The organism is Candidatus Limnocylindrales bacterium, assembly GCA_035559535.1.
In the GTDB taxonomy this organism is placed as follows: domain Bacteria; phylum Moduliflexota; class Moduliflexia; order Moduliflexales; family JAUQPW01; genus JAUQPW01.
In genome coordinates, this window is the sequence record DATMBG010000021.1 from 173,776 (window position 1) to 186,959 (window position 13,184).

Here is a 13,184-nt window from a genome sequence, read left to right on the forward strand (position 1 = left end):
CTTTGAGTACCACTCCTCAGAAGGTTGCCCGGCTAAAGATGTTGAACCGATTAACATTATAATCGTCGATATCAAAATTAGAGTTATTATCGACAAACTCATAGCCTATATTGATCGAGAGATATCGGGTTAAGGAATAGCCTACACCTACATTAAAAGTCTGAGTGGTATCTTCCCGGTCTCCTCGAGTCGGGTCAAAGAAGATCTCACTGAAAAATTGCCTGTTGGCAATTTTATATCCTCCGAAGGTCCGTATCCTTTGAGTAATCATATACTCGATATCTCCTGCAAATCCTATGCTGTTTGCAGTATCATTACCCGTAGCAATACCGGGTACAGTAGCCGGAGTTTGAATCAGCTCCCGAGTCTCATGGAGATAATTAAGGGCCAGGCTCGCTCGGGCATTGTCCCCGAGTCGTAAAACAAGCCTACTTCTGATATCATCGGTTTCCAGGGTCTCTCCGAAATCATTTTCACTGAAAAAGCGGTCGTAGGTAAGAGCCAGGCTAGAACTTGCCGTGATATTGAAATTCAACCCGAAGTTTGCTGCAAACCCACTGCGATCCCTCTGATCAATCCTCTGAACCTGTCCTGTAGTTGGATCTACAAACTCAACTGCCGAGAAGGAGTTAGTTTCAAATCCAATTTTGGCAAGACCACTCAATCTTGGAGAGAGTTTAAAATTAACCCCACCGGTCAAACGCTGACGGGTAACATCAGCCCGGGTTCTCGGATCCACAATCTCATTGGGTTTGGGTTCTTCACGGAGAAGTCGGGAAATATTATAATCCGTTACCAACGTTAATCTGGGGTTAAGGATATAACCAAAATTAAAGACCCCTCCATGGGATTGACTGTTCGAGACCACCTGGGTCGTCTCGGTCACCAGGGGGGTTGACGTAAGCTGGACGGTATTTTTGGTATAATCTATCCGCCTATAACTATATCCGGCATCGAAGAAGGTCCGTTTGGTATCTATAATTCGATAAGAAGGGGTGATTTGAAATTCATTCCGAAAGGTTTTATTACCGGGAAGGAGGGCCTGGGTGGTATCAATAGGAACCGTAGTCAGGTTTTCTTTAATGTTAATGGTAAGTCGCTTGAAATAGGCACGCTTACCTACATCAGCTTTTAATTCCAGGGTATGGATAAATTGATCATTCTCATCGTTATCGGCATAATTTTGATAATCCATTCGATACCCAAGACCGAGGGTAAGGAACTGAGTTATATCCACATCTAAACCGACTCCTGTAGATAAATTAAAAATCGAATCATCCTTACTTTTTGCGTTGATGGGAAGAGATTCTCCATCAGAAAGAAGAAAAACGTTATCATCGAAGGTCTCTCGGACCTCGACAAAGGGGGTTAACCGGGATCTTGAGGAAAGCTCGAAGGCCAAAGCATCTGGGGAAAGAAAAATAAGCCCGACTATGATGATCAAGCCACTTCCGAGTACCTTTTTTAACGCCTTTGGAAAACGCTGATTACCTGGAGTACTGAGATTCTGATTCATGAGGATCCTCCGATTATAAATTAAAAATCTAGACCGGCTGCCATCTAAGGGCCTGGAAGAACAAAAAGATAAAGCGATAAAAAATTACTCCTTATTTTAATGGAATTTTTCAGGGATTTGTCAAGTTAAAAAACGAGAAGTCAGTTTTCAGGATCTTGGTTAAACCTGTTTCAACAGGACCCCTTTGACCTCTTGGTCTTCAACATTAAAACCAAAGTTAAAAAGGCTTTACATAAAGCCTGTTGTTATGTTTTCCCCTTGACTTTTCCAGTTCTGTTCTTTATGATAATGATATTCCTGAATGGTTGCTATTTGCTTTGCTGTTTGCTTTCACCCCCGCCCTCTCTCCCGAAGCTTCAGGGGAAGGGTTGGAGACCTGGGGGCCAGGATAAGGCTTGACTGAGCATGCAACCCTCTGCTTCATCTCTCCTTCTCCCTTTCCGGACGCTTCAGGAGAGGGGGAGCGAGGACATAGCTGTCGGGTTACGCTGAAAAGCCCCGCCAGGGGCGAACGGTTGATAGCCCCATGTAAGTCGAGGGATTCAGTCATTCAGAATTTTTTCAAGCTTCCGAAGGAAGCCCCCCTTTCCTCTATATCCCTCCGCATGCGAGGGGAATTGGGGAGCGGCCTGTTAAACAGGTCGCCCCGCCGGGGCTAACCGAATTGTCAACCGGGGACGGTTAACCTACTTATCCTGGCGCGTATGGGGAGCGAGGGGGTGAGGGTAGATCCTAAAAAAATTAAAAATTTTAGAAACTAACGAAATTAGAGATTATAAAAAAAAATAAAAAGATTGAAAACAGGAGAGAGGTGCATGGAAGCCCATTACGATTTTAAACGAATTGAAAGTAAATGGCAGAAAATCTGGGAGGAGACCAAGCAGTACAAGACCGAGCGTGATCCGCAGAAACCGAAGTATTATTGCCTGGAGATGTTTCCGTATCCTTCTGGAAGAATTCATATGGGGCACGTCCGGAACTATAGCATTGGAGATGTCATAGCCCGTTATAAAATGATGCAGGGCTATAATGTGCTCCATCCTATGGGTTGGGATGCCTTCGGAATGCCCGCAGAAAATGCTGCCATTCAACATCGTGTACATCCAGCAACCTGGACTCGGGAAAACATTGCTTATATGAAAAAGCAATTGAAGTCCATGGGAATCAGCTATGATTGGGATCGGGAACTGGCTACCTGTGACCTTATCTATTATAAATGGCAGCAATGGCTCTTTCTAAAAATGTATGAACGCGGGTTGGTGTATCGAAAGAAATCCTTCGTAAACTGGTGTGAGAGCTGTCAAACGGTTTTGGCCAACGAACAGGCAGAAGGAGGAGTTTGCTGGCGGTGTGGAACCCAGGTAATCCAGAAGGAGCTGGAACAGTGGTTTTTTAAAATTACCGATTATGCCGAAGAGCTGCTGGCATATTGTGACAAATTGACAGGCTGGCCGGAACGGGTTCTGACCATGCAACGGAATTGGATTGGAAAGAGCTACGGCGCCCAGGTTAAGTTTCCACTGGCCGACCGACCTGGTTTCATCGAGATCTTCACGACCCGACCGGATACCCTTTACGGTGCAACCTTCATGGTTCTGGCTCCGGAACATCCTTTGGTTCGAGAGCTCACCCAGGGAACTCCACAGGAAAAGCCGGTTATGGAGTTTGTGGACCGAATCCTGAAACAGGATAAAAAGGTGCGTACAGCCGAAGAGGTGGTTAAAGAAGGAATTTTTACAGGGCAATATGCGATAAACCCCCTCACCCAAGAGCGAATTCCCATTTGGGTAGCCAATTTTGTTTTGATCGAGTACGGAACCGGAGCGATTATGTCGGTTCCAACCCACGATCAAAGGGATTTTGAGTTTGCCAAAAAATACGGGCTGCCGTTACGGGTCGTCATTCAAAAACCGGATGGTTCTTTATCTGAGGAAACCATGACAGAAGCCTATGTGGGTGAAGGAATTATGGTTAACTCCGGCCCCTTCACCGGTCTTTCAAGCACCGAAGGAAAGGAAAAAATAACCAAATACCTGGAAGAAAAGGGGATCGGTAAGCAGGCCACGACCTATCGATTGCGAGATTGGGGAATCTCCCGACAGCGCTATTGGGGAAATCCCATTCCCATGATCCATTGTAAAACCTGTGGCATTGTTCCGGTTCCTTATGAAGACCTGCCGGTGGTTCTTCCAGAAGAAGGGGTTCAATTTACGGGAAGAGAAGGTAACCCGCTGGATCATGTTCCGGAGTTTGTCAATACCCTATGCCCTCGCTGTAAAGAACCGGCCCGACGAGAAACGGATACCATGGATACCTTTGTGGATTCTTCCTGGTATTATATGCGCTATACCTGCCCGCAGTACGATAAAGGACCTCTAGATTTGGAACAGGTTAATTACTGGCTACCGGTGGATCAGTATATCGGGGGTATCGAACATGCGGTACTGCATTTGCTCTACTCTCGCTTCTTTACCAAAGTCCTGCGAGATATGGGCCTGCTGAAAGTGGATGAACCCTTCACGCGTTTACTCACCCAGGGTATGGTCCTTAAAGATGGGGCCGCCATGTCTAAATCTAAAGGAAATATTGTGGACCCGGATGAGCAAATCAATAAGTACGGTGCAGATACGGCGCGACTCTTTATCCTGTTTGCAGCTCCTCCGGAGAAAGAGATTGATTGGAATGATCAGGCTGTTGAAGGCGCGTTTCGATTCCTGAACCGGGTCTGGCGCATGGTATATAACCATATAGACTCCCTCCAACAGGTTAAGGAAGGAGTTATTGAACTCCAGAAGCTTTCCGGGCCCTCTCGGGAACTTTATCGCTGGACCCATAAAACGATTAAAAAGGTTACCGAGGACATAGAAGATCGCTTTCATTTCAATACGGCTATCAGTGCCGTCATGGAGCTGGTCAATACCATCTATCAATTTGAAGTGCCTCAACAAGAAGGAGAGGAACGAGATCAGGCCCTGAGGGTTCTGCGAGAAGCTATAAAGGCGGTTATTCTGTTACTGGGTCCTTTTACGCCCCATATTACCGAAGAGCTCTGGCACGAGCTGGGGTATACCACCAGCCTGTTCAGCGAACCATGGCCGACTTATAATGAAGAAGCCCTCAAAGAAGATCAAATCTTGATCGTGGTTCAAGTTAACGGAAAAGTTCGCAGTCGAATTACCGTGCCGGCCACCGCTTCAGGAGATGAGGTTAAGAAAGTCGCTCTAGGCGATGAAAAAGTCAAAAAATTCATGGAAGGAAAGCCCGCCAAAAACATCGTGGTTGTTCCAGGAAAGCTGATTAATATTGTAACGTAGGAAACTCTTTCTATTTAACCATCAAAAACCCGTTTTCCCTGGAAAACGGGTTTTTCACAAGCTTATATGGTCAAATCGATCTTTTCTCTTTTGTTTTATCTTCTTACCCTCACGGTAAGTATCTCCGGCTGTGGTTATCATCTGGTCGGGAGTGGGAGTCTGCCGGCCCATATTAAAACCATCTCCATTCCGCTTTTTATAAACAAAACCCAGGAACAGGGAGCCGAAGATATCCTTACCCGGGCCGTTATTAACGAATTTATAACCGGTAAGGTCAAACTCGTAGATTCTTCTCAAGCCGACGCCCGACTTAGCGGTGAAATTGTGTCCTACCTCGTCCAGCCGACCCAGTTTAACTCCAATAAGCAGGTCATCCAGTACAAACTAACCGTCGGCGTTAATGTAAAGTTGGAAGATCTGGTCAATCGAAAAGTTCTATGGGAACAGCAGAACTTAACAGAAGATGAAGACTTCAATGTGAGCCCGGATATCAGCCCCATAGAGCTTGATGATAGAGAACGACGGGCTTTTGAAAGACTCGCCGAGGACCTGGCGGGAAGGATATTGGATCTGGCTACAGAGGGATTTTAACGGCTTCCCGAAGGTCAAACGGTACAGGTGGCTAAATCTTATCTGACTTATTCAGAGCTACGGAATAAACTCGAAGCGGGAGACATCCGACCCCTCTATCTCTTTCAAGGAGAAGAGGAGTTTTTAATGGAAGAAGCCATCGACCTTCTCAAGGAGAAGGTCTTAGGCTCTGCATCTTCTGATTTTAATTTCGAGAAATTTTACGGTAAGGAAACAAAGGTAACCGATATCCTCTCCAGTGCAGAGACCACTCCCTTCCTCAGCCCGCGACGTCTCCTTCTCGTGAAAGATGCAGATCTCTTTCCGCCGGCGGACCTGGATGCCCTTGCCGATTATGCCATCAAACCCAATCCGGCTACCTGCCTGGTCCTTATGGCAAAAAAAATAGATACCAAGAGAAAAGCCTTTTGGGAAGCCTGGAAGACCTATGGGGAAATCGTCCAATTTTGGAAATTGTTTGAAAACGAAGTGCCCAAATGGATTCAACAGCGGGCTAAAAAATATAACCTTTCTATGCCGCCGGAGACTTCCTTATATCTTTATGAAAGAGTCGGGAACGACCTGCGACAGTTGGACCAGGAGTTGGAAAAAGTTCGTACCTTTCTGGGTCCAGGACAGGAGGTATCCCGGGAAGTCCTGGAGAATTTATCCCAACATATTCGACCATATTCGGTTTTTGATTTAGTGGAAAGTTTAAGCCAGAAAAAATTGGATCAGACATTCAAAATACTGGATGTTCTCCTGAGGGAGGGTGAGGAACCCTTGAAAATCCTCGCCCTGATAGCCAGGCAAATCCGTTTGCTCTGGCAGGTTAAGCTGGCCAGGGCCGAGGGAAAATCCTCGACCTGGATGGAAAAAGAATTGGGTATTCCGGCAAGACACCTGAAAAACCTTCAGGAACAGGAGAAGAACTTTTCTTTAGACCGCCTTAAAAAAGCCTTTACACGGCTATCCGAAACCGATATGGCCCTGAAATCCAGCCTTCATACCCCCCAGATTTTGCTCGAAAGCCTGATCCTTGATCTGATTATTTAGTCAAGGCGTTAAGGGATATCTAGACCTTATGTCTGATCCTTAGCTTGACGCGCATGGGGCACATGGGAAGTTGACCTGGAGATCCATCGGCTTCCATAAGCACCAGTTAAGCTGAAAAGCCGCGTCAGAGTGGGCGACGACATTGTAGGGGCACGGCGACGCCGTGCCCCTACGTGGATAGGATTTTGTTTCCCCTGGCGTAAGCCAGGGGCTATTCCCAGGTCGCCCCGCTGGGGCTAACCTTCTTATGCTGATGTATAGGCCCCCGGCTCTCCTTTCCCATAGCGTGGGAGAGGGGAGCCGGGGGCCTATGCATCAGCATAAGACCAGAAGGAATTACTTTATTAATCCCAACACCCCCCTGGCCTCCCTCCAGGGGGAACCTAAAAGGGGAATGGTCCTGACCGAAGTCCCTCCTGGAGGGGGGCCAGGAGGGTGTTCTTCTCTGCTTAACCTGGCGCCTAGGGGGGCTGGGGTAAGGACGGAGAACTACCCGCAATTAACTTTACAAGGTAGTACCCTTCATCGGGAGGGATGGGGAAAGCTCTAAACCTTTAAGCAGAAGTTTGAGACGCTATGAGAGCATTCAATTTATGCATCAGACGGGATTTTTTTCGACTGGCTTTATTCAAATGAATGATTCCCTTGGCAGCCAGTTTGTCCAGAATAGGTATAGCCTTTTGTAAGGCGGCCTTAGCACCTTCTATATCTTTCTCAGCAATCGCCATCTCCACCTTCTTAACCAGATTTTTCATCCGCGTCTTATAAGACGCATTTCGCCGCCGACGGACCTCGTCCTGCCGCATTTTTTTAATAGCCGATTTATGATTCGCCATAGTTTGGAACAGGCAATGCGCACTACCTACAGGGGATTTTTTAACCTTACCTGCTACGCATCCTGCAGTACGCATTACAGGGGTTTATTTTAATTTTCTAAAAAGCTAATACCCCGTCCCTAACCTTGTCAAGTTCTTTCCTTTATAAAGTTTTGCAAAAAATTTCTTGATCAGAGAACGGTAATAGCGTATATGTCATGATAGAATGGGATTTATAATGGTAAAGATAGGCTTAAAGGTCTGTCTTCTTTTAGCAAACCACCTGGAGGGTATTTGGAAGGTGAGGTTATGATGGGATTTTTTAAGGCGAATAATTCAGAGAAAAAAGCCGAGAAATTTATGTTAAAGGGCCAGGACTTATTTAGACGGGGTAAGGAGGAAGAAGCAATCCGAAAATTTGAGCAGGCCGCACTGTTATTGCCCACTTCTCCCAAACCAAGTTTGTGCCTTGGAAAAGCCCATGCAAAAAGGGGAAATTTCGATCTGGCTCTAAAGCATTATTATAAGGCCCTGTACTTCTGCGATCTTCTGGAAGAGCCTCACATCCTGTATGAAATCGCACGCATTTATATTCAAATGGGTAAATTTGATCTGGCCGAGGAAAAGTTATTGAAAATCCTGGATCTGAATAGCAATTTCGAACCGGCCTGGAGTGGACTCGGTTATGTTTACCAAATCACAGGTCGTCTTTCCAAGGCCATCGAAGCCCAGACTAAGGCTCTAGAATTAAGAAATCAAGACCTTTCCAATCTCACAGATCTGGCGCAATCTTATGCCCTTCTGGGGGAAAATCAAAAGGCTTCCGAGTTGTTGAGAACCGCCCTACCCCTTGCAAAAAAATCGGGAAATGCTTACTGGATCGAGAAAATTTCCTTGGGGTTAAAGGAGATGGAATTTCGGGATGGAACCGAGTTAGGGATTAAAGATCGACTGTATATCGATCAAGAAATCCTCTGTCTGGGGGGAGATCGGGATGATGGGATTCAAATCCCGATTTATCATAACTATGAACTTCAATATACGGACTTTGCCCGATTCGTCCAGCGATTTCTGGCCTTTAAAAGGGTCTTCAAATGGAACATTACCTGTACCGCCTTTCAAGATAAAGAGTCTTTACCCCTGGCTACTGCCCTGGCCTGCTTAATGGAGATTCCGGTTAAAAGTGTCTCCAAGGTACAAAGTTCGGATCGGGTTTTGCTGTGCTATACCCTCTTAAAAGAATTGGATTCCCTGGCCACGACCCTCTCAAAATTAGGTAAAAAATCCAAAAGTATTATCTCCTTTGCCGCAGCCGTTGTCTTTCCGGTGATCCCAGAAAGACCTCTACCGGATATTATCGGTATTCCGGTCAGTGGTGAAGTTTCTTTACCCTGGACGGATCGCCTTCTGAACGGAGAGACAACCACTTCTTCATCGCCGATTCGAGAAAATCGTTTTTTCCGCCCGCGCCACGCTTCCCCGGCGACCCAGGAAACCGGCTCTTCAAGTCCCCAAACCGATATCTCTCAAAATATCCTGACCGCTTTATATAATATTTTGGAGGATCGAAATTTAGAGGCCCAGATTTCCTACTATTTTTTGAATCATCCCCAGATTCGGGACCATTTAAAAACCCCTTCCCTTCATCGAAGTCCCTCGGAGATAACCAAAGCCTTAACCCGGGAAATGAATGAGGAAACTATCATTGAGAATCTCTCGTCCCACAATAAAGGGAGGATTCTATCGGTTGTTGGATGTATGACCGAGCAACATCTCCAATCTCCCAAAGTGATTGAATCCTTAAAGAAGGCTTACCTCGAAAATCAGGACCCCATGGTTCGAAATTTTCTGGGCAAATTGTTGATGAATGTCCGGGACGATGAGGGATTAGATTACCTGATTAAGATTTTTCTAAATTCTCGGGCCGAAGTCCTTAAAGGGGAAACCCAGCAGGTTCAGAATTCTGCACTTTCTCTAAGAAGAGCGGCCATTCAGGACATCATTACCAGTAACCACCGAAGAGTGGCCGATGTTATTTATCGGGCTTTGAAGGATCCAGATGAAGAAATCCGCTATGCGGCTACCCAGGGACTGGATAAGTTAGAGCCTGCACCTAAAACTACCCAACTGGTTCTCCAACTCTTAAAGGATAGTCCCCGAATTTGTTGTGCCGCTTTGCAGTACCTGAGTAAAAATGAACGGGAAACTTTACTGGATCACCTTCCTACCCTTTTGCGGCATGAGCAGCCGGTGGTTGTCTATGAAACTTTGAAGGTCATTAAAGATCTGGGGGCTGAGGTAACCAACCGGTTGTCCTTACTTCCCCATGTGGTCAGACTCCTTTCCCATTCCGATCTGAACCTCATCCGGGAAGCGGTAGGGGTCCTCGGAGCCATAGGAGATGTAGATTCCGGAAGGTACCTGTTTCCTCTTCTGGAACATGAAAATCCTGAAGTAAAAAAAGCGGTTATTAACAGTCTGGTAAAAATAAACGGAACGGGAGCAACCCTCTTTCTGTTAGAATGGCTCAAGAAGGAAATCCCGGAAATAAAAGGTAAAATCATCGAATTATTGGGAGAGGCCGGCTCCGAGGAAGTTACCCAATCGGTTATTGAATGTGTAGAGGAAGATCCCGAAAATTTGGAGCTTCGGATCGCAGCCATCCGGTATCTTAAAAAGTTCAAGGATCGTAAATCTCTCCCCTTCATTCGGAAAATGTTGAAGAGGGAGAAGGATGAAGATGCCCTGGTTGACATGATCCAAATCCTGGATGAAATTGGAGAAGAAGAAGATATAGAACTTCTTACTTCTCTGCTGGCTTCCTCTCCCAGGGTTCAGTTTAAGGCCGCAGGAGTCCTCTACAAGAAAGGAAGAGAAAAATATTTTGAGATCCTGGAAGATGGGATTCGATCTAAAAAGCTCTCCATGAATCTGGAAGCGGTAAAAATCCTGGGGGAGATCGGAGACAGTCGGAGCCTAGAAAAGCTTTTTGAAGCTTTTAAGAAACGGGATATTCAATTGGATGAACGGATTGTGGAGATCCTTTATAAGCATAAAGATCAGACCACGCTATTACCCCTTGTTCAAGAATCTACAGAAACAGACCAGGAACCCCAGAAAGTGGATATCGAAGGAATCCTCCGGGTTGCCCAAGGCGGCACCCTACGAGAAACCTCTTATAAGGCCCTATTAATACTCGAGCAGTTTATTGGAAATAAAGTCATGAAGATCGTAAAAGATTTGCTAAAACCCGGGGTGGACTATAAACTTAAATGTAATGCGCTTCAGTTTTTAAGTAAGCATAAAGCAGAGCAGAATCGACGGCTTATAGAACAAATGCTGGAAGATGAAAATATCTACGTGGTTAATACAGCGCGGAAGTTGCTCATGCAGGGAAATTCGTCTGTTACCCGTTGTGTGGAAAGCTAACCCCCAAGCCCATGGTTTTGATTTTAAAGTAACCAACAAGGAACAACGGGCAGCAGACAACAGGTAAAACCGATGTTACAGACTTTCCAAACCCTTGATATCGTCGAAATGATTCAGCAGGCGGGCATCGTAGCCAAGATGGTCCTGCTACTTCTGGTTCTCATCTCTATTTTTTCCTGGGCTATTATTCTTCTTAAATTCAAGATCCTGACCACATCCCAACGAGAATCCCGGAAGTTTTTATCTATTTATGAAGAAAATAAGGATTTTGCCGACCTTTACTCCAGTTGCAATATGTTACGGAAAGGCTCCCTGGTTAAGTTATTTAAGGCAGCTTATCTGGAACTCCAGCAAATAAGAAAGGATATTCTCTCTAAGAAAATAGCCGGAGACCTTAACCTGAAGAGCGATGTGGCCGACTGGATAGAAGATCTTAGCGATCTTCTTCAGCGGGTTCTGCTGACCGAAACGGCTTCTCTGGAAAGATATCTGGTATTTTTGGCTACCATAAGTACCTCCGCCCCTTTAATCGGATTGTTCGGTACGGTTTGGGGCGTTATGAATGCTTTCCGCAGCATTGGAGGTCAGGGATTTGCCAGCATTGGAGCGGTAGCCCCCGGTATTGCAGAGGCTCTGGTAACCACCGTTGCAGGACTGGCTACGGCCATTCCGGCTGCCATCTTTTACAATTATTTTATTAATAAAGTGCGACTTTATTCTCTGGAAATGGAGGCATTTTCCTCTGAGTTGACCAGCGTTATTAAGCGAGAACTGAAGGGAATGAAATAACCCTATGCAAAGAAAAGAGCATCACACCCTGGCCGAAGTTAATATCATCCCTCTGGTCGATGTGGTTTTTGTTTTACTCATTATTTTTATGGTTACAGCCCCCATGATGCATCGGGGTATCGATGTGCAATTACCCCAGGCGGGGGTAGGGGCCATGGGGCCCGAGGAAAAACTGATTATCACCATCACCGGGGATCGGCAGGTTTATCTCAATGACCGCCCGGTTTCCCTAGAAGATCTTCGCGATTTGCTTCAAAATCTAAACTTATCGAAACCCGAAGAGACTGTCTACATCCGTTCGGATCAGTCGGTGCCTTACGGTTTCGTCGTCAGTACCATCGCGAAGATTAAGGAAGCGGGAATTCAAAAGATAGGCCTGGTAACCAGTCCGGTAACCTCGGAGAAGAAAACAGAAACCGTTAATAAAAAGCGATGAAGACTCAAGATAAGGGATATAAAGGCCCAGAGATACAAAAGCGCGGAGAGGACCCAGAGATCCGAAGACCCGGGGCCGAAGAAAAAATCTCCGGGTCCCCAAAGCTTGGAGTCTCCGTGTTACAGGATGTGGTATCTCCACATCCCCAGGCTCCCTCCTCTCAAATATGGAGCATGATCGGGGTCTCTCTTCTGCTTCATATCCTCTTTGTAGGGATTGTCCTCTTTGCTGCTACCTACCTCCTTAAACAGCAGGGAGTGATTTTCTCAGGGCAAGCCATCACAGTAGGGTTGGTTTCCGATTCGGATCTGGGAGGTCTTCCTTTAGGAGAATCCCTGACAGGCTCTAAACCGGGCCCGGCTAAATCAAGTTTTGAAGATATTCCGAAACCTGAAGTCAAAAAGGCTTCCACAGAAACCCCGCAAATAGAGGTTAAAGAACCCATCACACCTCCTGTGGAAAAAAAAGATACACCTGAGAAAAAGGACGAAGTCCTTCCAACCGGCAAGGAAGCAAAGGTAAAAAAGGATGATCCCAAAACCTCATTTCGAGAGGTCAAGGATATTCCAAAGGTAAAAGACGAACCATCGGCCATTGCCGAGAAGCAATTTTCTAAACCCCCCAAGAAAACGGAAAAGGCCCCGGCCAGGGTTACAAATCGTGAGGAACGGTCTGCGGTGAGCCCTGTGGAACCACGCTCGTTTTCCGTTGAGGAAATCAGGGAAAAGCGCTTAAAGCAAATGGCAGAAGTTCTCCCCGAGAAACGACCTCCGCCCATTCCTACCCGAGAGCCAACTCCGAATCCTCCAGAAGCTCTGCCTCCGACCTCTCAACCGGAAGATAACCCTTCCCTGCGGGGTCAGAGAGTGGAATCCTCAGATGGAAAGATGGGAGGAAGTTCGGGATCGGCCTCCCTGGAATTAGGAGGAGATTTCCAGCAGGGTTCTCGGGCCCTGGTGAGTTACATGGAATCGGTTACCAATATCATCAGCAATCGCTGGCTCCCTACCAGTGGAAAGGGTCGGGGAATTATTCAATTTACCATTTTTAAAAGCGGAGAGATCTCCGATCTTCATATTTTAAAATCCTCTGGAGACAAAAACCTGGACGAATCCATTTTAAGGGCGGTAGAAGACTCTAATCCTCTTCCCGAATTCCCACCGGAATTACAACAGGAATTGGATCGCCTGAATGATTCATTCATACGAGTAAAATTTCATTTCGGACGCAGAGTGTCCTGAGCCTGGAGGATAAGAATA

Annotated in this window: 9 protein-coding genes; 7 read left to right on the top strand and 2 right to left on the bottom strand. The window is 46.2% G+C overall.

Annotated elements, in window-relative coordinates:
* Positions 1–16: 16 nt before the first annotated feature.
* A complete protein-coding gene (locus tag VNM22_06620; GenBank protein ID HWP46820.1) occupies positions 17–1,516 on the bottom strand; it encodes an MtrB/PioB family outer membrane beta-barrel protein in 1,500 nt (499 codons plus the stop codon).
* Positions 1,517–2,331: 815 nt separating this feature from the next.
* Here VNM22_06620 and leuS point away from each other — a divergent pair.
* From leuS to holA, 3 genes are all read left to right on the top strand, one after another.
* The gene (gene leuS, locus VNM22_06625) at positions 2,332–4,830 is read left to right on the top strand and encodes a leucine--tRNA ligase (GenBank protein HWP46821.1); all 2,499 of its coding nucleotides are present in this window, start codon (positions 2,332–2,334) and stop codon (positions 4,828–4,830) included.
* A 66-nt stretch (positions 4,831–4,896) separates the two neighbouring features.
* Positions 4,897–5,421 (top strand): LptE family protein, encoded by a 525-nt coding sequence (locus VNM22_06630; protein ID HWP46822.1) that lies wholly within the window; start codon positions 4,897–4,899, stop codon positions 5,419–5,421.
* 27 nt (positions 5,422–5,448) lie between these two features.
* The gene (holA, locus tag VNM22_06635) at positions 5,449–6,456 is read left to right on the top strand and encodes a DNA polymerase III subunit delta (protein HWP46823.1); all 1,008 of its coding nucleotides are present in this window, start codon (positions 5,449–5,451) and stop codon (positions 6,454–6,456) included.
* A 554-nt stretch (positions 6,457–7,010) separates the two neighbouring features.
* On the opposite strand, the gene rpsT is transcribed toward holA, so the two are convergent.
* On the bottom strand, positions 7,011–7,292 hold the full coding sequence (gene rpsT / locus VNM22_06640; protein ID HWP46824.1) for a 30S ribosomal protein S20: 282 nt from the start codon (positions 7,290–7,292) through the stop codon (positions 7,011–7,013).
* 288 nt (positions 7,293–7,580) lie between these two features.
* Between rpsT and VNM22_06645 the strand changes: the two genes are divergently transcribed.
* The 4 genes from VNM22_06645 to VNM22_06660 all read left to right on the top strand — a co-directional run bounded on the left by VNM22_06645 (position 7,581) and on the right by VNM22_06660 (position 13,166).
* Positions 7,581–10,700: a HEAT repeat domain-containing protein gene (locus VNM22_06645; protein HWP46825.1), complete on the top strand. Its 3,120-nt coding sequence runs from the start codon at positions 7,581–7,583 to the stop codon at positions 10,698–10,700.
* A 72-nt stretch (positions 10,701–10,772) separates the two neighbouring features.
* Positions 10,773–11,489, top strand: coding sequence for a MotA/TolQ/ExbB proton channel family protein (locus VNM22_06650; protein ID HWP46826.1), 717 nt, complete (start codon positions 10,773–10,775; stop codon positions 11,487–11,489).
* A gap of 4 nt (positions 11,490–11,493) precedes the next feature.
* Positions 11,494–11,925 (top strand): biopolymer transporter ExbD, encoded by a 432-nt coding sequence (locus VNM22_06655; protein HWP46827.1) that lies wholly within the window; start codon positions 11,494–11,496, stop codon positions 11,923–11,925.
* Positions 11,922–13,166: a cell envelope integrity protein TolA gene (locus VNM22_06660; protein HWP46828.1), complete on the top strand. Its 1,245-nt coding sequence runs from the start codon at positions 11,922–11,924 to the stop codon at positions 13,164–13,166. Before VNM22_06655 ends, VNM22_06660 begins: the two co-directional genes overlap by 4 nt.
* The last annotated feature ends 18 nt before the right edge of the window (positions 13,167–13,184 follow it).

Excerpts from the sequence above, each read along its gene's own strand:
- VNM22_06620 (HWP46820.1), bottom strand. The coding sequence starts at position 1,516 with ATGAATCAGAATCTCAGTACTCCAGGTAATCAGCGTTTTCCAAAGGCG.
- leuS (HWP46821.1), top strand. The coding sequence starts at position 2,332 with ATGGAAGCCCATTACGATTTTAAACGAATTGAAAGTAAATGGCAGAAA.
- VNM22_06630 (HWP46822.1), top strand. The coding sequence starts at position 4,897 with ATGGTCAAATCGATCTTTTCTCTTTTGTTTTATCTTCTTACCCTCACG.
- rpsT (HWP46824.1), bottom strand. The coding sequence starts at position 7,292 with ATGGCGAATCATAAATCGGCTATTAAAAAAATGCGGCAGGACGAGGTC.
- VNM22_06645 (HWP46825.1), top strand. The coding sequence starts at position 7,581 with ATGATGGGATTTTTTAAGGCGAATAATTCAGAGAAAAAAGCCGAGAAA.
- VNM22_06650 (HWP46826.1), top strand. The coding sequence starts at position 10,773 with ATGTTACAGACTTTCCAAACCCTTGATATCGTCGAAATGATTCAGCAG.
- VNM22_06655 (HWP46827.1), top strand. The coding sequence starts at position 11,494 with ATGCAAAGAAAAGAGCATCACACCCTGGCCGAAGTTAATATCATCCCT.
- VNM22_06660 (HWP46828.1), top strand. The coding sequence starts at position 11,922 with ATGAAGACTCAAGATAAGGGATATAAAGGCCCAGAGATACAAAAGCGC.